This is a genomic window from Microbacterium sp. LWO12-1.2 (assembly GCF_040675875.1).
GTDB lineage: Bacteria > Actinomycetota > Actinomycetes > Actinomycetales > Microbacteriaceae > Microbacterium.
This window is the reverse complement of the sequence record NZ_JBEGII010000001.1, coordinates 4,007,579-4,032,465: the sequence shown is the minus strand read 5'-3', so window position 1 is coordinate 4,032,465 and position 24,887 is coordinate 4,007,579. Positions and strand designations below refer to the sequence as shown.

General features: G+C 66.8%; 24 protein-coding genes and 1 tRNA gene. 10 read left to right on the top strand and 15 right to left on the bottom strand.

All coding sequences use genetic code 11. The annotated features are described in order from the left end of the window. Nucleotides 1–5 precede the first annotated feature (5 nt). The 5 genes from MRBLWO12_RS19225 to MRBLWO12_RS19205 form a co-directional block, all read right to left on the bottom strand. On the bottom strand, nucleotides 6–740 hold the full coding sequence (locus tag MRBLWO12_RS19225) for an ABC transporter permease (RefSeq protein ID WP_363558415.1): 735 nt from the start codon (nucleotides 738–740) through the stop codon (nucleotides 6–8). Further along, entirely contained in the window at nucleotides 737–1,519 is a 783-nt protein-coding gene (locus MRBLWO12_RS19220; RefSeq protein ID WP_363558413.1) for an ABC transporter ATP-binding protein, read from the bottom strand. The genes MRBLWO12_RS19225 and MRBLWO12_RS19220 overlap by 4 nt, the downstream gene beginning before the upstream one ends. A 39-nt stretch (nucleotides 1,520–1,558) precedes the next feature. Continuing rightward, nucleotides 1,559–2,155: a TetR family transcriptional regulator gene (locus tag MRBLWO12_RS19215; protein WP_363558411.1), complete on the bottom strand. Its 597-nt coding sequence runs from the start codon at nucleotides 2,153–2,155 to the stop codon at nucleotides 1,559–1,561. Nucleotides 2,156–2,195: 40 nt separating this feature from the next. Then, complete coding sequence (locus tag MRBLWO12_RS19210) at nucleotides 2,196–2,948, bottom strand: AAA family ATPase (protein ID WP_363558409.1); 753 nt, start codon at nucleotides 2,946–2,948, stop codon at nucleotides 2,196–2,198. Between the two features lie 66 nt (nucleotides 2,949–3,014). Beyond that, on the bottom strand, nucleotides 3,015–4,517 hold the full coding sequence (locus MRBLWO12_RS19205) for an L-serine ammonia-lyase, iron-sulfur-dependent, subunit alpha (protein ID WP_363558407.1): 1,503 nt from the start codon (nucleotides 4,515–4,517) through the stop codon (nucleotides 3,015–3,017). A gap of 55 nt (nucleotides 4,518–4,572) precedes the next feature. Between MRBLWO12_RS19205 and MRBLWO12_RS19200 the strand changes: the two genes are divergently transcribed. Next, nucleotides 4,573–5,205: a hypothetical protein gene (locus tag MRBLWO12_RS19200; RefSeq protein WP_363558405.1), complete on the top strand. Its 633-nt coding sequence runs from the start codon at nucleotides 4,573–4,575 to the stop codon at nucleotides 5,203–5,205. 75 nt (nucleotides 5,206–5,280) lie between these two features. Beyond that, nucleotides 5,281–5,589 (top strand): hypothetical protein, encoded by a 309-nt coding sequence (locus tag MRBLWO12_RS19195; protein WP_363558403.1) that lies wholly within the window; start codon nucleotides 5,281–5,283, stop codon nucleotides 5,587–5,589. 93 nt (nucleotides 5,590–5,682) lie between these two features. Here MRBLWO12_RS19195 and MRBLWO12_RS19190 read toward each other — a convergent pair whose 3' ends face one another. Then, nucleotides 5,683–7,413 carry an L-aspartate oxidase gene (locus MRBLWO12_RS19190; protein WP_363558401.1) on the bottom strand — a complete coding sequence of 577 codons (1,731 nt, stop codon included), beginning with the start codon at nucleotides 7,411–7,413 and terminating at the stop codon, nucleotides 5,683–5,685. Between the two features lie 77 nt (nucleotides 7,414–7,490). Here MRBLWO12_RS19190 and MRBLWO12_RS19185 point away from each other — a divergent pair, with 77 nt between their 5' ends. After that, nucleotides 7,491–8,423, top strand: coding sequence for a LysR family transcriptional regulator (locus tag MRBLWO12_RS19185; RefSeq protein WP_363558399.1), 933 nt, complete (start codon nucleotides 7,491–7,493; stop codon nucleotides 8,421–8,423). 98 nt (nucleotides 8,424–8,521) lie between these two features. Here MRBLWO12_RS19185 and MRBLWO12_RS19180 read toward each other — a convergent pair whose 3' ends face one another. The 5 genes from MRBLWO12_RS19180 to MRBLWO12_RS19160 are packed head-to-tail and all read right to left on the bottom strand — an operon-like array spanning nucleotide 8,522 to nucleotide 13,928. Further along, nucleotides 8,522–10,123, bottom strand: a complete 1,602-nt coding sequence (locus MRBLWO12_RS19180; protein ID WP_363558397.1) for a CotH kinase family protein — start codon at nucleotides 10,121–10,123, stop codon at nucleotides 8,522–8,524. Between the two features lie 11 nt (nucleotides 10,124–10,134). Further along, the gene (locus tag MRBLWO12_RS19175; RefSeq protein WP_363558395.1) at nucleotides 10,135–10,809 is read right to left on the bottom strand and encodes a DUF4956 domain-containing protein; all 675 of its coding nucleotides are present in this window, start codon (nucleotides 10,807–10,809) and stop codon (nucleotides 10,135–10,137) included. Between the two features lie 24 nt (nucleotides 10,810–10,833). Beyond that, nucleotides 10,834–11,688, bottom strand: coding sequence for a polyphosphate polymerase domain-containing protein (locus tag MRBLWO12_RS19170; RefSeq protein WP_363558393.1), 855 nt, complete (start codon nucleotides 11,686–11,688; stop codon nucleotides 10,834–10,836). A 39-nt stretch (nucleotides 11,689–11,727) separates the two neighbouring features. After that, nucleotides 11,728–13,215 carry a sensor histidine kinase gene (locus MRBLWO12_RS19165; protein WP_363558391.1) on the bottom strand — a complete coding sequence of 496 codons (1,488 nt, stop codon included), beginning with the start codon at nucleotides 13,213–13,215 and terminating at the stop codon, nucleotides 11,728–11,730. Next, complete coding sequence (locus MRBLWO12_RS19160) at nucleotides 13,212–13,928, bottom strand: response regulator transcription factor (RefSeq protein WP_363558389.1); 717 nt, start codon at nucleotides 13,926–13,928, stop codon at nucleotides 13,212–13,214. The genes MRBLWO12_RS19165 and MRBLWO12_RS19160 overlap by 4 nt, the downstream gene beginning before the upstream one ends. A 217-nt stretch (nucleotides 13,929–14,145) precedes the next feature. On the opposite strand from MRBLWO12_RS19160, the gene MRBLWO12_RS19155 reads away from it, so the two are divergent. From MRBLWO12_RS19155 to MRBLWO12_RS19135, 5 genes are all read left to right on the top strand, one after another. Next, nucleotides 14,146–15,618 (top strand): GH32 C-terminal domain-containing protein, encoded by a 1,473-nt coding sequence (locus MRBLWO12_RS19155; protein WP_363558387.1) that lies wholly within the window; start codon nucleotides 14,146–14,148, stop codon nucleotides 15,616–15,618. Nucleotides 15,619–15,660: 42 nt separating this feature from the next. Continuing rightward, nucleotides 15,661–16,998, top strand: coding sequence for an ABC transporter substrate-binding protein (locus MRBLWO12_RS19150; protein ID WP_363558385.1), 1,338 nt, complete (start codon nucleotides 15,661–15,663; stop codon nucleotides 16,996–16,998). A gap of 76 nt (nucleotides 16,999–17,074) precedes the next feature. Beyond that, the gene (locus tag MRBLWO12_RS19145; protein WP_363558664.1) at nucleotides 17,075–17,956 is read left to right on the top strand and encodes a carbohydrate ABC transporter permease; all 882 of its coding nucleotides are present in this window, start codon (nucleotides 17,075–17,077) and stop codon (nucleotides 17,954–17,956) included. Then, nucleotides 17,953–18,873 (top strand): carbohydrate ABC transporter permease, encoded by a 921-nt coding sequence (locus MRBLWO12_RS19140; RefSeq protein WP_363558383.1) that lies wholly within the window; start codon nucleotides 17,953–17,955, stop codon nucleotides 18,871–18,873. The genes MRBLWO12_RS19145 and MRBLWO12_RS19140 overlap by 4 nt, the downstream gene beginning before the upstream one ends. Then, nucleotides 18,870–19,892: a LacI family DNA-binding transcriptional regulator gene (locus MRBLWO12_RS19135; protein WP_363558381.1), complete on the top strand. Its 1,023-nt coding sequence runs from the start codon at nucleotides 18,870–18,872 to the stop codon at nucleotides 19,890–19,892. The genes MRBLWO12_RS19140 and MRBLWO12_RS19135 overlap by 4 nt, the downstream gene beginning before the upstream one ends. A gap of 7 nt (nucleotides 19,893–19,899) precedes the next feature. On the opposite strand, the gene MRBLWO12_RS19130 is transcribed toward MRBLWO12_RS19135, so the two are convergent. After that, nucleotides 19,900–20,937 carry a methionine synthase gene (locus tag MRBLWO12_RS19130; RefSeq protein WP_363558379.1) on the bottom strand — a complete coding sequence of 346 codons (1,038 nt, stop codon included), beginning with the start codon at nucleotides 20,935–20,937 and terminating at the stop codon, nucleotides 19,900–19,902. Between the two features lie 19 nt (nucleotides 20,938–20,956). Continuing rightward, on the bottom strand, nucleotides 20,957–21,949 hold the full coding sequence (locus tag MRBLWO12_RS19125; protein WP_363558377.1) for a putative oxygenase MesX: 993 nt from the start codon (nucleotides 21,947–21,949) through the stop codon (nucleotides 20,957–20,959). 126 nt (nucleotides 21,950–22,075) lie between these two features. On the opposite strand from MRBLWO12_RS19125, the gene MRBLWO12_RS19120 reads away from it, so the two are divergent. Beyond that, the gene (locus MRBLWO12_RS19120; RefSeq protein ID WP_363558375.1) at nucleotides 22,076–23,017 is read left to right on the top strand and encodes a LysR family transcriptional regulator; all 942 of its coding nucleotides are present in this window, start codon (nucleotides 22,076–22,078) and stop codon (nucleotides 23,015–23,017) included. Nucleotides 23,018–23,144: 127 nt separating this feature from the next. Here the strand turns inward: MRBLWO12_RS19120 and MRBLWO12_RS19115 are convergent. Beyond that, nucleotides 23,145–23,217: transfer RNA gene (locus tag MRBLWO12_RS19115), tRNA-Arg, on the bottom strand. Between the two features lie 66 nt (nucleotides 23,218–23,283). After that, the gene (locus MRBLWO12_RS19110) at nucleotides 23,284–23,865 is read right to left on the bottom strand and encodes an asparagine synthase (RefSeq protein WP_363558373.1); all 582 of its coding nucleotides are present in this window, start codon (nucleotides 23,863–23,865) and stop codon (nucleotides 23,284–23,286) included. 131 nt (nucleotides 23,866–23,996) lie between these two features. Here MRBLWO12_RS19110 and MRBLWO12_RS19105 point away from each other — a divergent pair, with 131 nt between their 5' ends. Beyond that, the gene (locus tag MRBLWO12_RS19105; protein WP_363558371.1) at nucleotides 23,997–24,836 is read left to right on the top strand and encodes an SDR family NAD(P)-dependent oxidoreductase; all 840 of its coding nucleotides are present in this window, start codon (nucleotides 23,997–23,999) and stop codon (nucleotides 24,834–24,836) included. The last annotated feature ends 51 nt before the right edge of the window (nucleotides 24,837–24,887 follow it).

The following is a 24,887-nucleotide window of genomic DNA, read 5'->3' as shown; positions in this document are numbered from 1 at the left end:
GCGTCTCAGCGTGTGCGCCGCCGCAGCGTCAGCGCTGCCAGCACGAGGGCACCGACCGCGAATGCCACGACCACGAGCAGCGGGCCGAACACATCCCACCCCTCGTCCCCCGCCGCGACCGCGTTGATCGTGTCGATCGCGTAGCTCAACGGCAGCCAGTCCGAGATCGCGTGGAGCACGTCGGGCATCTGGTCGCGCGGCATGAACAGCCCACCCAGGATGATCTGCGGGAAGACCAGCAGCGGCATGAACTGCACCGCCTGGAACTCGGTCTGCGCGAACGCGCTGGCGAGCAGACCGAGAGCGGTGCCGAGCAGGGCGTCGACGATCGCGACCAGTCCGAGCTGCCACAGCGGCCCGTCGACATCGAGACCGCACACGCCCACCGCGAACGAGACCGTGATCACGGCCTGCAGCAGCGCCATCAGCCCGAATGCGAGTGCATACCCGAGGATGAAATCGGCCTTGCCGAGCGGAGTGGTCATCAGCCGCTCCAACGTGCCGGACCGACGCTCCCGCAACGTGGTGATCGAGGTGATCAGGAACATCACGATGAACGGGAACAGCGCCAGGATCGCTCCGCCGAACTGATCGAAGACGCCCTCCTGATCGCTGAACAGCCAGGCGAACAGGCCGACCAGCAGACTCGGCGCGATCAGCATCAGCGCGATCGAGCGCGGGTCGTGGCGCAGCTGGGTCAGCACTCGACCGGCCGTCGCGAACATCCGCAGGCCGTTCATGCCGACACCTCCCCCTCGTCGGTGCGTGCTTCTCGGCGGGACCGCCTGGTGTCTGCGGAGAGCCATCGGTCGCGTTCGATGAGGGCCAGGAATGCAGCCTCCGGATCGTCCGTACCGGTGTCGACCAGCAGGGCGCGCGGGGTGGTGTCGGCGATGATCCTGCCCGCGCGCAGAAGCAGCAGCCGGTCGCAGCGGAGCGCCTCGTCCATGACATGGCTCGAGACGATGAGGGTGACGCCGCGGTCGGCGAGGCCCCGGAAGAGCTCCCACAGCTCGGAACGCAGCACGGGGTCGAGACCGACCGTGGGCTCGTCCAGCACCACGAGCTCGGGTGCGCCGAGCAGCGCCATCGCGAGCGAGACGCGCGTCGATTGACCACCGCTGAGCGAGTCGACCAGCTGAGCGGCCTGCGGCCCGAGTCCGACCTCGGCGATGACACGGTCGACGTCGCCCTTCGGGGCCTTCAGCAGGGCAGCGAAGTACGACAGGTTCTGGCGCACGCTCAGGTCGCCGTAGACCGCCGCACCCTGAGTGCCGTAGGCCACGCGGTGCCTCAGCTGGCGCGACCCGCCCGGCTCGCCGAGCACGGTGACCTGTCCGGACGCGATCCGCTGCACGCCGACGATCGAGCGCATGAGCGTGGTCTTGCCGCAGCCCGACGGGCCCAGCAGACCGGTGATCTGCCCCCGCGGGATCGCGAGATCGATCCCGTCGAACACCGATGATTTCCCGCGCTGCACCCGCAGCTGCGAGACCTCGACCGCGAGATTATTCATCATGCGATGAATTATGCGCCTGCGCGCGAACGACGTCAACGCTCAGTCGAAGAGGTAGCGCTGCACCGTGGGGCCGACCCGCGCCACGAGGTCATCGACCGATGCGGCGGCGAGCGCGGGCAGCCGCAGCACGTACCGCGCGATCAGCATCCCGGCGATCTGCGAGGCGACGAGCGAAGCCCGCAGCTCCGCATCGTCGACGTCGAGACTCTTCGCCACCCGCGAGAGCAGTTCGCGCGACAGGAAGCCGGCCAGCAGCGGAGTCGTCAGTTTGCTGCCGATCGCCGTGCGCAGCAGCATGACGCCGCGGCGGCGGATCTCCGGCTGCTCGAACCCCTGCAGCACGTAGCGGATCAGTCGCTCGCCGATCTCGTCGCGGGGTCCGGCGAGGATCCCCGGCACATCGATATCGGGTCGGAGCGGGATGCCGACTGCCTCGGCGAAGAGGTCGGCCTTGGTGCCGAAGTAGTGGTGCACGAGCGCCGAATCCACTCCTGCTCGCGCGGCGATGAGCCGGATCGTCGCGGCCTCGTAACCGTGCTCGCCGAACTCCTCGACGGCGGCGGCGATGATCCGCTCCCGAGCGTCGGACACCCCCCGCGGGCGTCCGCGCCGCTTCGGGGAGGTGTGCTCGGTCATGCCCGCCAGCCTACGACTTGCGCCCGAGCGGGCGTCGGCGCTAGTCGAGCAGATGACGCAGGTAGCGCGGCGGCGAATCGAGGAATGACCGCCAGTGGTTCACGAGTTCGAGATCGTTCCATTCGGCGGAGCGGATGCCCCAGTCGCCGACCTCGAGGATGCGCGCACCGGGGAGCGCCGCGAGCACGGGCGAGTGCGTGGCGCACAGCACCTGACCGCCCTCGTCGACGATGCGCTGCAGCACGGCGATGAGGGCGAGCGTCGAGGAGAAGGACAGCGCCGCCTCTGGCTCGTCGAGACAGTAGAACCCCGGTTCGTCGAACCTGCTCTCCAGCAGAGCGAGGAACGACTCTCCGTGGCTCATCTCGTGAAAGGCGACGTCCCCGCGCGCCGAGGGGTTCTCCTCGAGGTAGGTGTAGAACGAGTGCATCGTCTCGGCCCGGAGGAAGAAACCCCACCGGTTCGCACCGACGCCGCGCTGGAGCCGCAGCCACTCCGACAAGGGCGACTCGGTCGGTCGCGTGCTGTGCTTCGCCTGGCGCGACCCACCCTCGGGCGAGAGCCCGTACGCGATCGCGACGCCTTCGACGATGGTCGACTTGCCGCTGCCGTTCTCGCCGACGAGGAACGTCACTCCCGGGTCGAGGTCGATACCCTCCCGCAGCACCTGCGCGACGGCCGGGATGCTCGTCGGCCACTGCGCGCCCGGCGTGGGAGCGTCGTCGGTCGGACGCACGGCCACGACCGGCTGCTGGCGCCGGCGCGTGCTGCGCGGGTCCCAGAACGGATCCATCACACCCTCCTCGATCGGTCTTCGAGGAGGCTACCCGCGATCACCGACACCCCGTGCGGGCCGCCCTCAGCACTCGATGACGTTGACCGCGAGACCGCCCTCGCTGGTCTCCTTGTACTTGGTCGACATGTCGGCGCCGGTCTGGCGCATCGTCTCGACCACGGCATCCAGCGACACGTAGTGGCTGCCGTCGCCCCGCAGCGCGAGACGCGCGGCGGTCACGGCGGTCGAGGCGGCGATCGCGTTGCGTTCGATGCAGGGGATCTGCACGAGTCCGCCGATGGGGTCGCACGTGAGCCCGAGATGGTGTTCCATCGCGATCTCCGCCGCGTTCTCGATCTGACGGTTCGTGCCGCCCATCACCGCGGTGAGACCGCCCGCCGCCATTGCGCAGGCCGAGCCGACCTCGGCCTGGCATCCGCCCTCCGCTCCCGAGATCGAGGCGTTCGCCTTGAACAGCGAGCCGAGCGCGGTCGCAGTGAGCAGGAAGCGACGGATGCCGCGGCGACGGTTCGCCTCGGCCGTCTGCTCGGGATCGAGGTCGGCATCCACCTGCGCGGCGAGGCTGCGACCATCGGGGCCGAAGCCCAGCAGCGCGCTGCCCACCAGCTCGCCGTAGGGCGTGACCGCGTTGCCGGCGCCGAGTCCGGAGTCGGCCAGGAACCGCCACCAGTACATCGCCACCGCGGGCAGGATGCCGGCCGCGCCGTTGGTCGGAGCAGTGACAACCCGTCCGCCCGCCGCATTCTCCTCGTTGACGGCGAGGGCGAAGGCCCCGAGCCATTCGCCAGGGAGCTCACGGTGTCCCTCAGCCTCTACCTCGTCGAGCTGCGCACGGATCGTGCTCGCCCGCCGCTTCACCTTGAGCATGCCGGGCAGCACGCCGTCGGAGTGCAGACCGGCGTCGACGCAGGCCGACATGGCGTTCCAGATGGCATCCAGCCCCGCAGCCACCTCTTCCTCGCTGCGCACGGCGGTCTCGTTCAGCCGCGCGACCTCGGCGATCGACAGTCCGTGCTCATCGCACAACGCCAGCAGCGAGGCGGCATCCGCATAGGAGTAGGGGAATGCGGCCGCCGTGATCGATGTGCCCTCCCCCTCGCGCCGGATGAATCCTCCGCCGATCGAGTAGTACGTCTCCTCGGCGACCGTTGCGCCGGCGGCATCCCACGCGGTGAGCGTCATGGCATTCGGGTGGCCTGGCAGCCGGGTGCGCGGGGCGAAGACGATGTCGGTCTTCGCGAACGGGATCTGCTGCTGGCCATCGAGAGTGAGCGGCTCGCCCGCCGGGTACTCGGTCCAGGCGGAGCGAACCTCCGCGGGATCGCAGCTCTCCGGCGACAATCCCCGCAGCCCCGCCACGACGGCATCCGGCGTACCGTGTCCGATGCCGGTCGCTCCCAGCGAACCGAACAGCGTGCACTCGATCCGCGACACCGCGGCGAGCGTCTCGCTCGCGCCGAGCCGGTGGACGAAGTCCAGGGCCGCGCGCATCGGACCCACCGTATGGGAGCTGGAGGGCCCCACTCCGATGGAGAACAGGTCGAAGGCCGAGACGTACGCAGTCACGCGTCCAGGTTACGCCGCCTTCCCCGTTTCGGTTCACTCCCATTAACCTGATCGCATGAGTGATGACACCGGAATCATGCTGTTCCTCGTGGCGGGCGCGCTCGTGCTCGTGCTCATCGTCGTCTTCGGCGTGCTCAGCTCCCGCAAGAAGAGCAAGGCAACGACCCGCACCTGGAGCGTGCGCACCGGGTGGATCGGCGAGCAGCCGTTCCTGGAGAGCAGCGACCTGACGCCGGACGACAAGCGCCAGGAGGAGCTGTTCCGTCAGACCTACCCGATCGGCGGGAGCGTGACGGTCGCGGTCACCGATGATCAGGGCGAGCGCGTCGAGCACGAGGTGCACGTCTCACGGATCGGCCGCAGCCTGCGTGCCGGGTTCCCCCAGGCGAAGATCGGACTGACCGCGTACTTCCGCGAGTGGGAGGGGACCGAGTTTCCCGTCGCCTTCCCTGTGAAGGGGTCGGACAAGATCGTCGAGCTCTCGCTGGATGGCGACGGCGTCACGGCCAGGGATGCCGCGGGCGCGACCGTGTTCGCCTCGCCCTGGTCGACGCTGCTGTTCTCGAACGGACCCGACATCGTGCTCGCTGGGGGCACGGGGAAGGCCGTCCACGTCGAGTACCAGGACGGCGACGCCCTCGAAGAGCTGCTGATCAAGTACGGCACCCTCAAGCAGATGCACTTCTGAGGCCGCGTCAAGCCCCTTCATGCGGGGCGGTTCCGACGGCATCCTGATCGCGAAGACATCGTGAAAGGGACGATCATGACGAACAGCACACCGGAGCAGGAACCGTCTCCCGAGACGCAGGCTCCCACCCCCACTCCCTCGTCGGGCGCCGACGCGGGCGAGCTGACGGCGGAGTCGCCCGAGCCGGACGCCTCCGCCGCGCAGGAAGAGTCGGCCGAGCAGGCAGACCCCGAAGAGGTGCCGAGCACCGAGCAGTTGCAGGAGCCGAGCACCGAGAAGGACCCGGGTGAGGAGCCGGTCGCGCCCAAGCGTGACGAGCCCGAGCCCGACCACGAGGCCGTCGGGATCGGCGTCATCGACACCGAGGAACCGCAGGTCGGCTGACATTCCCGGTGAGGGGTCAAGACACGCCGCACGGAGCGGCCGGCCAGCGGCGCGTCTTGACCCCTCGGCCCCGTCGGGACTCGCGGTCGGGAGCTACTCGACGAGCTTGCCGGTGGTGTCGACCTCGCGCATGAGCTCGGCGATCTCGGCGGGGATCTCGGGGATCGCCTCGTGCGTGATGCCGTCGCGCGGACTCCAGACCAGGTTCACCTGCAGCGTCGGATCGGTGTCGGGGAAGTCGCTGCGGTTGTGGCATCCGCGGGTCTCCCGGCGTTCGAGCGCGGCCTCCATCGTGGCGCGGGCGGCCAGCGCCGATGCCTTGAGGTCGAACGCGTGCGCGAGGTCCTGGAACCCGGCGATGTCGGGGTGGATGCCGATGTCCTCCATGCGTCCTTCGATCATGTCGAGTTCGGCGAGTCCGGCGCGCAGCCCCTCTTCGTCGCGGACGACACCTGCGTACTCGGTCATCGTGTTGCGGATGGCGCGCTGCAGCGCCCGCACGTTCTCGCGGCCGTCCGCGGCCAGGAGATCGGCGATCTCGGCCCTGGCGACCTCGACAGCCTCGGCCGACCGCTGCTGCGCTTCCAGCCCGGCCGCATGGGCCATCGCCGCCTGCCCGACGATGCGCCCGTACACGAGCAGCTCGATGAGCGAGTTGCCGCCGAGGCGGTTCGCGCCGTGGAGGCCGCTGGATGCCTCGCCGATCGCGTAGAGCCCCTCGACATCGGTCTGGTGATCTTCCGGACGCACCCACACTCCACCCATCGAGTAGTGAGCTGTCGGCGCGATCTCGATCGGATCGGTGGTGATGTCGAGCATCTGCAGCTCCATCATCGTCTGGTACACGCGCGGCAGGCGGGTCATGATCGTCTCGCGCGGCAGATGCGAGACGTCGAGCCAGACGCCACCGTTCTCCGTGCCGCGTCCTTCCTTGATCTCGGTGTACGCGGCGAGCGCGACGCGGTCGCGGGTCGACAGCTCCATGCGCTCCGGGTCGTACTTGGGCATGAACCGCTCGCCGAGGGCATTGCGCAGGATGCCGCCCTCTCCGCGTGCCGCCTCGGAGATGAGCGTGCCGGCGGCGTTCTCGGGCTCGATGATGCCGGACGGATGGAACTGCACGAGCTCCGGGTCGCGCAGGCGGGCACCGGCGTCGACCGCGAGGCGGAAGGAGTCGCCGGTGTTCTCGTCACGGCGGGAGGAGGTGCGGCGCCAGATGCGGTTGTGGCCGCCGGCGGCGAGGATCACGGCATCCGCATGGATCAGGTAGCGCGTGCCGTCGGCCTGGTCGAAGCCGTAGGCGCCGAAGATGACGTTGTCGCGCACGAGCAGACGCGTGATGTAGACGTTGTCGAGGATCGGCACCTCGAGCTGCTCTGCCTTGCGCACGAGGGTGCGCTGGATCTCGAGGCCCGTGTAGTCGCCCGAGAAGGCCGTGCGACGGAAGGTGTGCGCACCGAAGAAGCGCTGCGAGATGCGGCCGTCGTCTTCGCGAGCGAAGTCCATGCCCCAGCGCTCGAGGTCGCGGATGCCGCGCTCGGCTCCCTGGGTCACGATCTCGACCGTGTGCGGGTTGGCGAGCAGGTAGCTCTCCTTGATGGTGTCGGCGGCGTGCTGCTGCCACGTGTCGTCGGAGTCCATCGTTCCGAGGGCAGCGTTGATGCCGCCGGCGGCGAGGGAGGTGTGCGCATCCTGGCGCGGGCGTTTGCCGACGGCGAGGACGTCGACACCGTGTTCGGCGATCTCGATCGCCGCTCGCAGGCCGGATCCTCCGGTGCCGATGACCAGGACCGTGGTGGAGATCTGACGTTCGCGTGTACTCATGCATTCGACGCTAGTTAGGCGATCCTAATTACTCCAATGCATAGTTGGCGTCGTAACGATGCGGGTAGGCTATGGTCATGAACCTCGAGCAACTCCGCGGGTTCGTCGAAGTCGCCCGCCTCGGAAACTTCACCCGCGCGTCGGAACACCTCCATCTGGCACAGCCCTCGCTGAGCCGTCAGATCTCCACGCTGGAGCGGGAACTCGGAGCAGAACTGTTCCACCGCGCCCGCGGCCACATCGCTCTGACCGCCGCCGGGGAGACCCTGCTCCCCCGCGCGCAACGGATGCTCGCCGAGGCCGAGGCGATACGCGAGGAGATGGGCGAGCTCGCCGGCCTGCGACGCGGTCGCGTCAGGCTCGGCGCGACTCCGACGCTGTGCATCAGCCTCGTGGCCGAAGCGATCAGCGTGTTCCATGCCGCCCACCCCGGCGTCGAGCTGCAGCTCACGGAGGCGGGGTCGCGCACCCTCGTCGAACAGCTCGCGGTGGGCGCGCTCGACATCGCACTCGTCACCGCCTCAGAGGGACAGCCTCCCGCGGGAGTGAGTCTGACCCGGATGCCGCTGCTGACCGAGGAGCTCGTGGTCGTCTCGTCGGCCGCTGAGCCACCCGTGACCACGGCCCCCTCGCTCGACCTTCCCGGCCTCGCATCCCTGCCGCTGATCGCCTTCGACGAGAGCTATGAGCTGCGCGCCACGACGGATGCGGCCTTCCGCTCCGCCGGTCTCGCACCCGTGCCCCTGCTGGCCGGCGCCGAGATGGACGCGGTGCTGCGCTTCGTCGAGCGTGGCCTCGGCGTCGCGGTCGTGCCCGCCATGGTGCTGCTCGACAGGCCCGCGCTGCGATCCGTGCGCCTGTCGCATCCGATGATGACGCGCACCGTGAGCCTCGCACACCGCTCCGATGTCACACCCGCGATCGCGGTGGCGGCCATGCGCCGCGTGATCGTGTCGACAGCAGCCGAAGTCGCGCGCCGCGACCCCGCGATCACCTCGCTGAACGACTGAGTTTCGACCGCGAGGGGTCAGAACACGCCGCAGCACCACGGTCGGGCGCGGCGTGTTCTGACCCCTCACCACGAGCTGCGAGCGAGGCGGTCGGGAGTTCACTCCGCTGCGGCCAGCTGTTCCCGCAGGGCGTCGGCATCCGCGTCCACCGTGGATTGCGGGAGTCCTTCGGTCACGGGGATCCGAGCGGCGACCTCCTCCACGACACCGAGCGCGTCTCCGCTCGCGATGAGCGACTTCTGCAATCTCGCCGACGCTGCGTCGATGAGCGCGGCGAACTCCGAGTTCTCTTGGAAGCGCGTCACCAGCGCGTTCTCGCTCCCCATCATTCCTGCCATGTCCGGCATCTCGCCTTCGGGCGGAGAGGCCGCGGCGCTCGACTCCGCATCCGTCGCCTCGCCATCATCGGCGGTGACCTGTTCACCGGCAAGCGCGCCGGGCCCCGCTCCCATCCCACCGAAGGCGAGGTTGAGATCCCAGGAGATGACGCTGATACGACCCGTGCCCAGGTCGTAGGAGAGATAGCCGTTGCGGCCTGGGCCGGAGATCGTGTCGATGTTGCCGATGAGCTCCTGGAACGCGAGGTACTCCGCGAACCCCTCGACATCGAGCCGCTCGTCGAGTCCGGCCGCGAACTCCTCGTCGGACGCCTCGTCGAGCCACTGCAGGAACGAGATGACGGGCTGGAGATCCTGACTGCCGATCAGGTTCACCTGTGAGAAGTCATCCGTGTACTCGGTCTGGTCATCGCCCTGATAGGTGAACGAGCCGGAGGCGAGCATCTTGAACAGCACGCTCTCCCCCTCCAACTCGTCGGCGTACTGCGCATCCGGACTCTCCACGACCAGTCGTGTCGTCGTCGGCCGTTCGTTGACGGTGTACGACGTGTACGAGAACTGCTGTGTCGTCTGCCCCGATCGGGCGGTGAGTTCGAGGGCGACCGCTTCGTTCAGCGACGACTCATAGCTGGATGACGAGGGGCGGATCGAGAGCTGTGTCATGCCCTGATACGCCCGCCCCTCCTGATACTCGTCGAAGCTGACGAGCAGGGGCAGATTCTCGGGCGCATCCGTCGAGAGCGCGATCCCTACCCCGAATCCGGCCTCACCGTCACCCCCGCCACCGGGCGGCTCCATGCCTTCCGGCATCTCCATCCCCTCCGGGGGCTCCATCCCCTCCGGAGGCTCCATGCCTTCCGGCATCTCCATCCCCTCCGGCATCTCCATGCCCTCCGGGAGTTCGCCGTCTCCTGCGCCCATGCCGCCGATCCCGCCCGGCGCGGACTCGCCGAAGGTCGCTGATCCTTCCCGATCATCGACGAGCGACGACAAGGTGGAGTTGCCTTTGAGCCTGATGCCGACGGAATCGATCGTGGTGCCGTCGATCGTGATGTCGGCGACCATCCACTCCTTCTCCCCCTCGGTGAAATAGGCATCCAGCATCTCGTCGTAGTCCTCCTGCGAGTACGACAGCGTGACCTCATGCGCCGCATCGGCGGCGAACAGATCGACGGCGCCTTCCACATCCTCAGTGATCAGCTCGGCATCGGAGACGGCAGCGGTGCTCGTCGAGGTCGGACGGATGACGACGTTCCCGAAGACCGTGACAGCCACGACCGCACCGACCGCCGTGACGGCGAGCACCTTCCAGTTCTGACGGAGCCGGATCGGCAGCCGTTTGCGCACAGTCGTCAGGAACATCGTCAGCCGCCTCACATATCCGTCTGGTCGTAGCCGGTCAGCACGGTCACCTTCTGCCCCGTGTTGACCTCCCCCAGCGCGTCGATGAGCTCTGCGGTGGTGACTCCCGGCTTGAGCCGCACCGAATAGAAGAGTTCCGTCAATGCGCCACCGCGCGCTGTCTCCACGCTGACGAGCTCGAATTCATGCGTGCGCGACACCAGCACGTCGGCGACGTCCTGCTGGTAGTGCGAGTCCGGAGGCACCTGCACTTTGACGACCTGGCGCTGGATGTCGAGCTTGAACCAATCGAAGCGCTGCATCAGATAGGTGACGAGGAGGATCACGACGGTCGCGGCCGCGGCCAAGATGTAGAACCGGGTGCCGACAGCCATCCCGATCGCCATCACCAGGAAGATGAACCCGACGTCGCGAGTTTCCTTGATGGCGTTGCGGAACCGGATGACGGACAACGCACCGACCAGCGCGAAGGCCCGGGCGATGTTGGAGCCCACGACGAGCATGATCACCGCGACCACCATGCCGATGATGACCAGCGTCTGCACGTACGACTGGCTGTAGGAGATGTTGCGATGGGTCTTCTTGTACACCCATCCGATCAACGCGGACAGCACGAACGACAGCGTGAGCGTGAGTGCGATGTCGAGGACGGAGAACGTCCCGGTGAGGTCTTGGAACAGATCCATGGAGCTGCTTTCGGTTCGGTGCGCTCAGAGCGCGGATGCGGGAATGGTGGATGAGGAACGGGCGAGGATCTGGTCGACTTCGTCGGCGGCGTGCATGATCGATCGCGGCGCCAGCCCGAACGCCTGCACGCTCTGGCAGTACTTCGAGATGCGGACGACATCGAGACTCATGCGAGCCGTGAGGTCGGTGACCCAGGTCGGCACGCGCTCATTGGCCTTGACCTCCAGCACCGAGAGACGCGGAGGAAGGGTGAGGCGATTGAGGCTGGCATCCGAGAGATGTAAGTCGCGGTCTCTGCCGCGCAGGCGGTGATCGAGCGTGACCCTCAGCCCGAGGTCGGCATCTCGTCCGACCCATGCCTGGCGGTAGTACGCGGTCGTGACCGTCGGGCGCAGATCCAGCGTCTGCACCAGCGTGCCGACCTCGTTGAGAAAGGCCCGGCGACGGCTGCTCATCTCCTCCTGCGGGTGGTAGCCCTCCCGCGAGCAGAGCAGGAGCGCGTCGCGATAGGGAAGCGCCACCCGCCGCTTCTGCGTGACGCGATTGACCCGCTGCTTGATCTCGACGAAGACGCGCGATCGCGCGGTCAGGTCGTCGCCGGTCCCGTAGTGGCGGATGCGCAGCTTGCGGCGGAACCGCAGGCCTTCGATCTTCTCCCAGTAGAAGGTCAGGTCGGCGGTGTCGTAGTAGACGCTGGTGATCGGGTAGCCGCCGTTGCCCGCATGAGCGTCTTCGTCCATCTGCTGATCGAGCGCGGCGCGCAACTCATCGGCGCGATCCTCGGGCACCAGGTACTTGATCTCGAAGCGGTTGAACGCGTGAAGTCGGCTCGCAGTGTCCGTGCGCCCGACGCTGGCGACATGAGGTGAACTGTGCATGAACAGACCGTAAACAGCAGCACTTTGACCGTTCGATGCTCATCTTGTGCGTTCTGCATGAGCCATCCGGGGAAGCTCGATGGTGAAGCGCGTGTATCCCGGCCTGCTCACGACCCTGACCGCGCCGCCATGGGCATCGACGATCGCACGGACGATCGCGAGACCGAGACCGCTTCCTCCCGTCGCTCGCGCGCGCGACTCATCGACACGACTGAAGCGTTCGAACAACTCGTCGACCGCGTTCGGCGGGATGCCGGGGCCGTCGTCCGTCACCGTGAGCACGACCGAGTCGGAACCGCTCCGCAGACCCACCTCGACCGTCGTCCCCGCCGGCGTATGGGTGCGGGCGTTGGACAGCAGATTCGCGAGTACCTGATGCACGCGTTCCGGATCGGCGTCGATCTCGACCTCGAGGTCGTCGTCGGGCAGCTCGAGGTGCCAGCGGTGGTCGGGCCCTGCCACGTGCGCGTCGGCGACGGCATCGGCGACCAGCATCGCCAGCCCCGTGCGCGTCATGCGAAGCTCGCGACCCTCGTCAAGACGCGCCAACAGCAACAGATCCTCGACCAGTGACGACATGCGAGCCGCCTCCGCACCGATGCGCTGCAGGGGGTGCCGCATCGCTGCCGGTGCATCGATCACGTCACGAAGGGCGAGGTCGGCGTACCCCCTGACGACCGCGAGCGGCGTGCGCAACTCATGACTGGCATCGGCGATGAAACGGCGGAGCTTCTGCTCCCCCGCCTCACGGGAGACGAGCGCCGATTCAACGGAATCGAGAAGCTCGTTCAGAGCGAGCCCCACTCGTCCGACCTCGGTGTCCGCGGAGGTGTCGGCGACGGGAACGCGCTCGGGGAGCGAGACCTTGGACTCCAGCGGACGCTGTGAGACGCGTGTGGCCGTCGCCGCCACCCTGTCCATGGGACGCAGGGCAACCCGCAGCAGGAGAAAGCCGAGGAAGACCGCGAGCAACAGTCCGACCGCGCTCACGATCGCCGTGTTGGCGATGAGGCTTGCCGTGGTCGCCTCGACATCCGCCAGCGCCAGCCCGTTGATGACGACCGCGCGCCCGCCGTCGGCTTCGGTGCGGACGACCCGGTAGCGACCGAGATCACCGCCGAGGTCCACGGTCTGCGGCGAGCCGACGAGCGAATCCTCCGTCAGCGCGCTCAGCTGGGGATCGGTGAGGTCATGCGATTCTCCGTCGGCACCGACATACCCGGCCGCGATCATCTCGTCGTCGACGAACAGGATGCCGATCGCCCCTGCGCCTTGGCCCGGAAGGAGATCGGTGACGGGCGGGCGGGCAGTCGACGGCGGCGGCATGGTCTCCCTGTCGGGAATCCTCGACAGCACGTCGGCGGTGCGCTCTGCGGCAGACGTCAGCTGCTGATCGAGCCGGGCGACCAGCTGGGTGTGTGACGACGTGATCGTCAGCGTGCCGTTCGTCACCGCGATCGCCGCGACGAGCAGCGTGAACCCGAACAACAGCCGCCGACGGAGCGACCAGGACCGGCGGGTCTTCATTCTGCGGGCGCCGCCGGCTTGAGCAGGTACCCGATCCCGCGGACGGTGTGGATCATGGGCGCCCCGAGAACGTCGATCTTGCGGCGGAGATACGAGATGTACAAGTCCACGATGGTCGACTTCCCGCCGTAGTCGTACGCCCAGACCTGCTCCAGAAGATGCAGCTTTCCGTGCACTCGACGAGGGTTGTGCATGAGGTAACGCAGCAGCTCGAACTCTGTCGGAGAGAGCTCGATGTACACACCGGCTCGTGTGACCTCGCGTGATTCCTCATCCAGAGTGAGATCACCGACCGCGATGATCGGGCCGGCACTCTCTGCGCCGACCCGTACGGTGCGCCGCACCAGCCCCTGCAGCCGCGCGATCAACTCGTCCAGATCGAACGGCTTCGTCACATAGTCGTCGCCGCCGGCGTTGAGTCCGACCAGCCGGTCGGCGAGAGCATCCTTCGCCGTCAGGAACAAGACCGGCGCGGCGATGCCGCTCTCCCTCATGCGTATCAACACGTCGGTTCCGTCGAGATCGGGGAGCATGACGTCGAGCACGATCACATCGGGCACCGAGATCTTCGCCGCGCGAAGTGCTTCCCGACCGGTCAACGCCGTCGTCACGTCCCAGCCCTCATGTCGCAGCGCCATGGCGAGGATGTCGCACAGGGCCGGCTCGTCGTCGACCAGAAGCACACGCACAGCGGAGCCGTCGGCGTGCGTCATCCTGTTCCTGCTGCGTTGCACCGACACATCCACTCCTCGACTCACCGTGATCCGCCACGGTAGCCGGGGCTCGTATGGGCTCCGCATGACGGAGCTATGAGTTCCTGATGACGCCTCGGAGAAGTTCCGCTGCTTAACTTGCTTAACCGCTTGACCAGCGCCTCCTCGTGCCGCTAGCGTCGTGCGTAACCGATTAACCATCAATGATGAGGTGACAATGAGCCAGCGAGGGTTCTATCAGCCGGAAGGCGCCTGGGTAGGGGATGTCATCCCGTACGAGGAAGACGGAGAGTTCCATCTCTTCTACCTGCACGAGACGCGTCGCACGCCGAAAGAGGGCATGCCCTGGAAGCGGGTGGTGACGCAGAACCTCGTCGATTTCCGCGAGACGGGAGTGGCCATCGACTCGGGCGGGCGCCAGTCCGCGGACTTCAACATCTACACCGGCAGCATCGTGCGCGACGACGACGGCATCCACCACGCGTTCTACACGGGGCAGAATCCGGATCGCCTCGGCGCGGACGGGTTGCCGCTGCAACTCGTCCTGCACGCCACGAGTGTCGACGGCATGCAGACCTGGGAGCGCCACACCGCCGACACGTTCGGCGCAACCGCCGGATACGAGACCGGCGACTGGCGAGACCCCTACGTCTTCTGGGACGCGGAGACGCAGCTGTGGCGGATGCTCATCACCGCCCGTCATACCGACGGACCGGCTCGACGCCGCGGAGTCATCGCACAGTGCACGTCGCTGGACCTCACCCACTGGCAGCCCGCCGCTCCCTTCTGGGACCCGCGTCGGACGGTCGCCTACGAATGCCCCGAGGTGTTCCAATGGGGCGACTGGTGGTATCTGGTCTCATCCGAGTTCAGCGATGCCTTCACCACCCGGTACCGCATGGCCCGCAGCCTCCACGGCCCGTGGGTCGTGCCGGAGCATGACACGCTCGACGGTCGCGCCTTCTACGCGGCGAAGTCTGCCGCCCGTGGAGACCGCCGTCTCTTCTTCGGGTGGATCGCGACACGGGAAGGAGCAGCCGACGACGGCGCCTGGCAGTGGGCCGGCACGATGTCGGTGCTCGAAGCGGAGCAACGCTCCGACGGCACGCTCGCGTTCCACCCCGCCGAAGAGCTCCGCGCGACGTTCGACGAGCCGATCAGCAGCATTCCCGCCGGAACGATCCTGAGCGCACCGGACGGGTACGTCGACGCGCTCAGCGACGACGACAGCCCGGATTCCTTCCGCGTCGTGGCCCGCTTCGACATCACGGAGAGCACCAGGGAATGCGGTGTGCTCCTGCGGGCGAGCGTCGACGGCGACGAGAGCTACGTGCTGCGCCTCGAACCGAGACGCGATCGACTCGTCCTCGACCGGTGGCCCCGGCGCCAGACCGGCACGGAGCAATGGCAGATCTCGGGCGATGTCCCCTTCGTCATCGAGCTCGAGCGCCCCGTACCTCTCGGTCACGGGGAGCACACCCTCGAGGTCATCGTCGAGGGAGACATCTGCGTTGCGACCGTCGACGACGCCGTGGTGCTGAGCACGCGCATCTACGACCGCCCGACCGGCCGTATCGGCGCGTTCGTCGGCGAAGGCACCGTGACGATCACCGAGTTCTCGCTATCGACACGGGGACCCGTCGCCGAAGTCACGGCCCTGACGCACGACCTTCTCACGTCCACGAACTGACACCATCCCGCTGCACCGCACACGATCAAAGGAGATTCCGACATGCACACCACCCCCCGCGCGGTGACGTTCTTCGCCGCACTCGCTGTCACCGCACTCGCACTCACCAGCTGCACCGGCACATCCGGCAGCGCCGACCCCACAGATGTCGACCCGGACGGCGAGGTCGTCCCCCGCGAGATCTCCTGGCTGCTCTCGCGGCCGGCAGATGGCGGCGTCATCACGACGATGGAGCAGATCGCCGACGAGTACGCCGCCGAGCACCCCGGGTTCGCGCTCAACCTCATCACGACGCCCGACCGCCCCTCCTACATCCAGAAGTACGAGACGTTGGCGGCCGCGAACAAGCTTCCGGAGCTCTTCGACACGGATGCGACACCGTTCGCGCAGAAGCTCGCAGAGCAAGGACGCATGGTCGATGTCGACCTGCTGCTGGAAGATCTCGGCCTCAGCGACGAGTACCGCGAAGCCGCGGTCAACTACCAGCGCTTCGACGACGGCTCGCTCTACATGGTGCCGTTCGAGTTCCAGCTCGAGTTCTTCTGGTACAACTCCGCGCTGTTCGAAGACGCCGGCGTCACGGTTCCGGCGACGCTGGATGACTTCCCGCAGATGTGCGAGGCGCTCCGTGCTGAAGGCATCACGCCGATCGCCCTCGACGGTCAGGACCAGTGGCCTCTCGAGCGCTACATGGCCTACTACCCGTTCCGCATGGCAGGGCCGGAGTACATCCAGGACCTCAAGAACGGGGATGCGTCGTTCGCCGATCCCGCGGGACGCGCGGCGGCGGAGTGGCTGTACAGCCTCGGTCAGGCCGGATGCTTCCAGGAGGGCTTCTCGTCGACGGGCTACGCCGACGCACAGGCGCTCTTCACCTCGGGACGCGCAGCCGTGTACAACATCGGCACCTGGGAACTCGGCAACCTCGCGACCGATTCACTCGACGCCGCCGTGCGTGATGATGTCGACTACTTCACACTCCCGACCATCGATGGCGCCGTCACCGAAGACAACGAGTATGTGACCCCGTCCGGCATCGGCATGGCCGTGAACGCACAGACGTACGACCCGCTGGTCCGCGACTTCCTCGCGTTCGCGCTCGAACGCTACCCGGAGCTGTACGCGGCGACCGGTGCGCTCTCGCCCACCACGAACGTCGAGACCACGATTCCCGGCAATGCCACCGAGCTGTACTCGCGCGCTGTGACCGAAGCCGACAACGTGGGACCGAAGATCGCGATGCCCTGGGACACGCAGCTGGACCCGGCGACGAACACGCGCCTGCAGCAGGAGCTGACACTGCTCGTGCAGGGGGACATCACCCCGGACGAGTTCATCAAGACCATGGATGCGAGCCTCGCGGAGAACATCGATGACTGATCTCGCGCAGGCCGGGGTGGGTGCGGCGTCGCCGCGCTCGCCCCGGCCACGGAAGCCGAAGCGTGCTCTGACCTCGATGCTGCCGCGTCGCTCTCGCCTCTCGGTTGCCGTGTTCCTCGTTCCGCCGCTGCTGCTCTACGGCGTGGCCGTCCTGCTGCCGATCCTGCAGTCGCTGGTCTTGAGCTTCTTCAGCTGGGACGGCATCACCGACATGGGATTCGTCGGCCTCGACAACTACGTCAAGATGCTCACCCGCGACGACGTCTTCTGGACCGCATTCGGAAACGCGCTGGGCTACCTCGTGATCTGCCTGGTGCTGCAGCTCGGAGGCGCGCTGGCCGTCGCTGGACTCCTGACGGCGCTCCCCCGGGCTCGCGAGCTGGTGAAGACGCTGTACCTGCTGCCCGCCGTGATCTCGACCGTGGCGATCGCTTTCCTCTTCCAACGCATCTACTCGCTCGATCCCGTCGGTCTGCTCAATCAGTTCCTCGCGTGGATCGGGCTCGAACATCTGCAGACGGCCTGGCTCTCGAACGTGCAGACCGTGCTGGCCGCGGTGTCGATCCCTGAAGGCTGGCGCTTCACAGGGCTGTACATGCTCATCATCTACGCCGCCCTCATCGCCGTGCCCAAGGACCTCGAAGAGGCCGCGAGACTCGACGGCGCATCCTGGTGGCAGGTGTTCTGGCGCATCCGGTTCCCCTACATCCGTCCGGTCTGGATCACCACGACGATCATGGCGACGACCTTCGCCCTGCGCGGCTTCGACATCCCGTACCTGCTCACCAACGGCGGCCCCGGCCAGTCCTCCGAACTGCTGACGACGTACATGTACAAGACCGCGTTCGTCCACACCGACTACGGCTACGCGAGTGCCATCTCGGTGTTCATCGTCGTCGAGTGCCTCATCGCCGTCGGCCTCATCTTCCTGCTCCTTCGTCGAAGGGATGACTCATGACCGCGTCAGTACTCACCGAACCCGCTCGTCCGACCGAGCCGGCACTCCCCCTGCCGCCGCGCCGTCGAACCACTTCGTCCGGCTCCTCCCGGGTGCGTGTGCAGAGAACCCTCCTCAGCGTGACCGTCGTGCTGATCGTCATCGTGCAGGTGTACCCGCTCCTGTGGCTGCTACTCACCAGCTTCCGGACCGCCAGCGACTTCGCCGGTGGCAACCCGTTCGCGCTGCCGACCGAGTTCACCCTCGAGAACTACACCCGAGCCTTCGCCTCCGGGAATCTATGGCTCAACATCCTCAACAGCCTCATCGTCACGCTGGGCGCGAGCGTGCTGATCGTCGTCGCCGGCATGATGGCCGCGTTCGCTCTGCAGGTGCTCGGATTCCGGTTCAGCGCCCTCGTCCGATCACTGTTCCTGCTCGGCATCATCGTGCCAGTGCAGATCGCCCTCGTGCCGCTGTTCATCGACTACTCGCAAGTCGGCCTGCTCGACACGCACATGTCGATGATCATTCCCCTCGCCGCGTTCTCGCTCCCCATGGCGGTGTATCTGTTCTCATCGTTCTACGAGTACATTCCGCGGGAGATGTACGAAGCCGCTTCCTTGGACGGCGCGGGTCCCTATCGCATCTTCGCGCAGATCACGTTCCCGCTCTCGGTGAATACGATCATTACCGTGGTGCTCGTGAACAGCATCTTCATCTGGAACGATTTCATCTTCGCGAACACGTTCGTTCTCTCCGACGGATTGAAGACCATTCCGCTCGGCCTGCAGAACTACATCGGGGCGATGGGCAACACTGATTGGACGGCGACGTTCGCGGCGGTGTGCGTGACGGTGACACCCCTGCTGCTGGTGTTCCTGGTACTGAACAAGGCCATGATCAACGGACTCGAGAGCGGAGCGACCAAGGGATGAGCGGTTCTGAGCAGGGCAAGCACACCCCCTCGGTCACGATGCGCGATGTCGCGAAGGCGGCCGGGGTCTCGGTGGCGACGGTTTCACATGTCGTCAACGACAAGCCCGGGTCCCGCATCGGCCCGGACGCGCGGCGGCGAGTGCAACAGGCGGTCATCGACCTCGGCTACCGGCAGAACGCGCTCGCGAAGACGCTCTCTCAGGGCACGTCGCGCTTCATCGGCCTCGTCGCCGATGCGATCGCGACGACGCCGTTCGCCGGCCAGATCATCCACGGCGCCCAGGATGAGGCGTGGAAGCACGGCTACGTACTTCTCGTGGCCAACACCGACGGCAACACGGCTGTCGAGAACGATGCCATCGCGATGATGCTCGAGCATCAGGTGCACGGGATTCTCTACTCGACGTGGTACCACCGCGAGATCGTCGTGCCCCCGGCGTTGCACCAGACTGATGCGGTGCTCGTCGACTGCTTCGCCGACGGGAGCGGACTGCGTTCCGTGGTCCCCGACGAGGAACAGGGCGGGCGCACCGCGACCGAGGAGCTGCTGGCGGCAGGCCATCGTCGGATCGCATTCATCAACACCACCACGCCGTCACCGGCGCAGTCGGGTCGCCTTGCCGGCTACCGGGGAGCGTTGGAGGCGGCAGGCATCGGTTTCGATGAGGCTCTGGTCTTCCCCTCAGAGCCGGCGCAGGAAGGCGGGTACGCAGCCACATCGAACGTGCTGGCATCCGGCGCGACAGCGGTCTTCTGCCACAACGACCGGGTGGCCATGGGACTCTATGACGGCCTGCGGGAACAGGGGCTGCGCATTCCCGAGGACATCGCCGTCATGGGCTTCGACAATCAGGATGTCATCGCCGCACATCTGCGTCCGCCGCTGTCGACGGTCGCGCTCCCCCACTACGAGCTGGGTGCTGCGGGCGTGCGCGTGCTGCTGGGGATCGATTCGCCTCCGGAATCGTCATCGCAGCTGCGTATCGTGTGTCCTCCGATCCGGCGCGAGTCGATCTGATCGCAGGTCAGACCCTCGCAGCGGCGAGCTCCTCGCGAACGATGGCCGCGCCCGCGCTGAGCGCACCCAGCTTGCCGCTCGCGACATCGCGGGGCAGCGGAGCCATGCCGCAGTTCGTGCTCGGGATGAGCTTGTCGGCATCCACGAAGGCGAGCGCCTTGCGCAGGGTCTCGGCGACCTGCTCCGGCGTCTCGACCGTCTCGTTCGCCACATCGATGGCACCGAGCATGACCTTCTTGCCTCGGACGAGCTCGAGGAGGTCGATCGGTACATGGGAGTTCTGGCTCTCCAGCGAGATGACGTCGATGGAGGACTGCTGCAGAAGCGGGAAGGACTCCTCGTACTGACGCCACTCCGAACCGAGGGTGGCTTTCCAGTCGGTGTTCGCCTTGATGCCGTAGCCGTAACAGATGTGCACGACGGTCTCGGCGCTCAGCCCTTCGACCGCACGCTCCAGCGCCGCCACGCCCCAGTCCTGCACCTCGTCGAAGAAGACGTTGAAGGAGGGCTCGTCGAACTGGATGATGTCGACCCCTGCAGCCTCGAGCTCCCGCGCCTCCTGGTTGAGGATGGTCGCGAACTCCCACGCCAGCTTCTCGCGGCTCTTGTAGTGACGGTCGGCGAGAGTGTCGATCATCGTCATCGGACCGGGAAGCGCCCACTTGATCGGCTGGTCGGTCTGCTGACGGAGGTACTTCGCGTCGTCGACGAACACCGGCTTCTGACGGCTCACCGCACCCACGACGGTCGGAACGCTCGCGTCGTAGCGGTTGCGGATCCGCACGGTCTCACGCTGATCGAAGTCGACGCCGTCGAGGTGCTCGATGAACGTGGTGACGAAGTGCTGGCGGGTCTGCTCGCCGTCGCTGATGATGTCGATGCCGCGCTGGCGCTGCTCCTGCACGGCGATGCGCAGCGCATCCTGCTTGCCCTCGATCAGGGCATCGCCCTCGAGCTTCCAGGGGGACCAGAGGGTTTCCGGCTGCGCGAGCCACGAGGGCTTCGGGAGGCTGCCCACGATCGAGGTGGGAAGAAGAGTGGTCATGTCCGTGATGCTCCGCAGTTCAGGCGACCGGGGTCGGGTAATCGGCGGCCCAGCGATCGAGAACATCCTGGTGCGGCTTCATGAAGTGCTCTTCCGTGTACTTGCCCTGCGCACTGGCGAGCTGGCTGCGCTCGACGCGGTCGTACGCGATCTGCGTCGACGAGAAGTTCTGCTGATCGAGCGTCGGCCGGTAGACGTGTGCCGCCGCCGCGTTCGCGTTGTAGATCTCCGGACGATAGATCTTCTGGAACGTCTCCATCGTGCTGATGGTGCCGGCCAGCTGCAGGTTCGAGTAGTCGTTCAGCAGGTCGCCCTTGAAGTAGAACGCGAGCGGCGCCACGCTTCCGGGGGGCATGAAGTAGCGCACCTGCAGACCCATCTTGCCGAAGTACTCATCCGTGAGGGAGTAGTCGTTCTGCTGATACTCCACGCCGAGGACCGGGTGGTGGTTCGCGGTGCGCTGGTACTCCTTGCTCGTCGAGACGCTGATGCAGATGACGGGCGAGCTCGAGAACCGCTCCTGATACGCGTCCGAGGCGAGGAAGTGCTGGAACAGCTTGCCGTGCAGCACGCCGAACTCGACGGGAAGCGTGAACTTGCCCGCAGCCTCTGTGGTCGCCGGCAGCAGCACACTGAAGTCGTAGTCGCGCACGTAGGACGAGAAGTTGTTGCCCACGATCCCGTGATGACGTGCGCCGGTGACCCGGTCGACGATCTGGATGTCGAGGACCTCGAGCAGCGGGAACGCCTTGTCCTCATCGCCCGTGGAGAACTCCAACTCGACCGAGACGATCTCGAGCTCGACGCCGTAGCGGTCCTGGGTGGGGTTGTCCCAGTGAGCGAGGGAGTTGAATCGACGCTCGATCATCGTCAGCGCGTTGTGGAGGTTCTGCTGGCGGTGCTCGCCGCGGGCGAGGTTGGCGAAGTTCGTGGTGATGCGGGAGTTCTCGGAGGGCGCGTAGTCCTCGTCGAAGCGGGTGGTGGAGATGTTGAACGTGAATTCGTTCGCCATGAGCGGCCCATCTGATAGCTGTGATCGGCCGGAATCGGCCGCGCGGAAGTCTGTGCTTCCATCGTGCAGGCAGGGCGCGGATATCGGGTAAGTAGCCGCGGCTATGCATTGTTATAGGATCCACCTATGGCTCGCGGATCCAACGGCATCACCCTGCAGCAGCTCGTCTACTTCATCGAGGTCGCCGCGGAGGGGTCGATCAGCGCGGCCGCGGACCTGCTCTACGTCTCCCAACCGACGATGTCGGCGGCGATGAAGGATCTGGAGACGCGGATCGGCCGCACTCTCTTCCTCCGCTCGGCCCGCGGAGTGACGCTCACCACAGAGGGGGTGGAGTTCCTCGGATATGCGCGGCAGGTCACCGAGCAGGTGGCCCTGCTCGAGCAGCGCTACCTCGGTCGGGCACCGTCGCGACGCCTGCTGGGCGTCTCGGCGCAGCACTACTCCTTCGTGGTCGACGCCTTCGTGCGCATGGTCAAGGGCAGCAATGCGGCCGAGTACGAGTTCTCGCTGCGGGAGACGCGCACGTGGGAGATCATCGAGGATGTCCGCACGCTCCGCAGTGAGCTCGGCATCCTGTACCGGAACGACTTCAACCGGAACGTCATCGACAAGCTCCTCCGGGATTCAGGGCTCGCGTTCCATCCGCTCTTCCTCGCCGACCCGCACATCTTCATCTCGCGGAAGAACCCGCTCGCCGCGCGAGATCACGTCACGCTCGACGATCTCGCCGACCTGCCGCGGCTCACCTTCGACCAGGGCGCGAACAACTCGTTCTACTTCGCCGAGGAGATCCTCTCCACCCTGTCGAGCAAGCAGGAGATCAGGGTGGCGGACCGCGCCACCATCTTCAACCTCATGATCGGACTCGACGGCTACACGATCTCCACAGGCATCATCAGCGACGACCTCGACCCGGAGATCGTCGCGATCCCGCTCGACATCGATGAGCGGATCGAGATCGGATGGATCGACCACTCCGCCATCCCGCTCACCGAGCAGGCGCAGCGCTACCTCGCCGAATTGCGCGCCGTGGTGGCCGGGTTCGGGGTGGAGTTGCTCGGGTAGCCCGACCCTCAGGGGTCAGAACACGCCGCTGCCTCGACCGCGGGCGCGGCGTGTCTTGACCCCTCGGAAAAAGGAGCCGTTAACGCAGAAACGGCCTCCACCGAAGTGGAAGCCGTTTCAACTGATGTGCGCCCGAAGGGACTCGAACCCCTAACCTTCTGATCCGTAGTCAGATGCTCTATCCATTGAGCTACGGGCGCTCCTGGACCGCTCAGCGGGCCGTAGAACAGCCTACAACAGTCGCGACGGGAAAGCGAAACGGGGCCTCACTCGGCCTCGGCGTCGGCTTTCTGCTTCTTCTTGCGCTTGGCTTTGGCGCGCTGCTGCGACGACAGCGCCTGCAGATCGACGAGCCGCAGCGCCTGCATCCGCGCCTCGCGCATGCGGTCGTAATCGGGGTCCTGATCCGGACGCATCCCCTCGACCCGCAGTCGGCGGTCGAGGTTGTGGCGCACGTCGGCCCAGGCCGCCTCACGAGCCTCCTCGACGATGACGCGCAGCTGGTCGCGGTCCTGCATCACGTCACGCAGCTTCGCGGCGACGCCGCTGGACTGCTTCGCCCTGCGACGGAGATTGCGCACATCGCGGTCGCGGTAGTCGTGCGTACCGGACGGGTCGGAGTGGCGACCGCGCGCCCTCTTGCGCAGAGCGGTCACGTTCGCTGCGGCCTCTTCGGACTCCTCGGCCATCGCGCGCAATGCCTCTCGGGCGTCGTCGATGTACTTGTCGGTGTCGAAGACTCCGTTCTCGGCGATCGTGCCGACGAGGATGTGATTCTTGACGGCCAGGCGCGCTGCAGCGGTCGCGATCGCGACACCTTCAGCGATGGCATCCGCTGTCCGTCCCACCGGTACCTCCTCCTCACGAGCGTACCGGTATCGCTTGCTCGAAGCGTCGGACAGAATGGTTCGGATCGGGATCTCACCCGGCCCGACGACCACCCAGACGACGCGCACCGCCGCGCGCCAGAAGGAGAAGCATGAAGCACCTCCACCTTGCCGGGAGCACGACCGTGATCACCGGTGCGGCCAGCGGCATGGGCGCGTCGATCGCCCGGCTACTCGCGGTCGAAGGCGCGCATCTCGCGCTGATCGACCACAATGCCGCCGCTCTCGCCGAGGTCGCCGCGGGGCTGAGCGGCACCACGGTGACCACCCACGTGGTCGACCTCCGCGATGACGACGCCGTATTCGCCACCGCCGCCGAGATCACCGCCGCGCATCCGCGGATCAACGCCCTCATCACGTGCGCCGGCTCGTCGATGCTCGGCAATCTCGATCAGCTGACGATGGAGGAGATGCGCTGGCTGACCGACGTGAATCTCTGGGGCACCGTCTCGATCACCAAGGCCCTGCTGCCGGCGCTGCGGAAGGCACCGGCCGCCCATATCTCGCACCTGGCCAGCGTCTATGCGCTCGCCTCTCCGGCGGGGCGCATCCCCTACGCGATGAGCAAGTTCGCCGTACGCGCGTTCTCGGAGGCGCTGCGGCACGAGCTGGAGGGAACCTCGGTCTCGGTCGGCGCGGTGTATCCGGCCGGTGTGCGCACCGGCATCATCCTGCACGGCAGGTACGCCGCCGCGATCGACCCCGCTGTCGCCGCACGAGCCGCCGAGGCGCAGGCAGCGATGTACCACACCGAGCCCGCCGACGCTGCGGCCCGGATCGTGCAGGCGACGAAGCGCCGACGCGGCCGGACGATGGTCGGGCGTGAAGCGCGACTCATCGACGTGCTCGTGCGGGTGGCTCCGTCGGCGTACTGGCGCGTGATGCGTGGCCCGCTGCGCGAGGCGATCGACACCACCACACCGCTGCGGTAGCGCGTGCCACGGAAGGCGAGCGGTCGAGAGTCCCGATGTTTCGTGAAACGA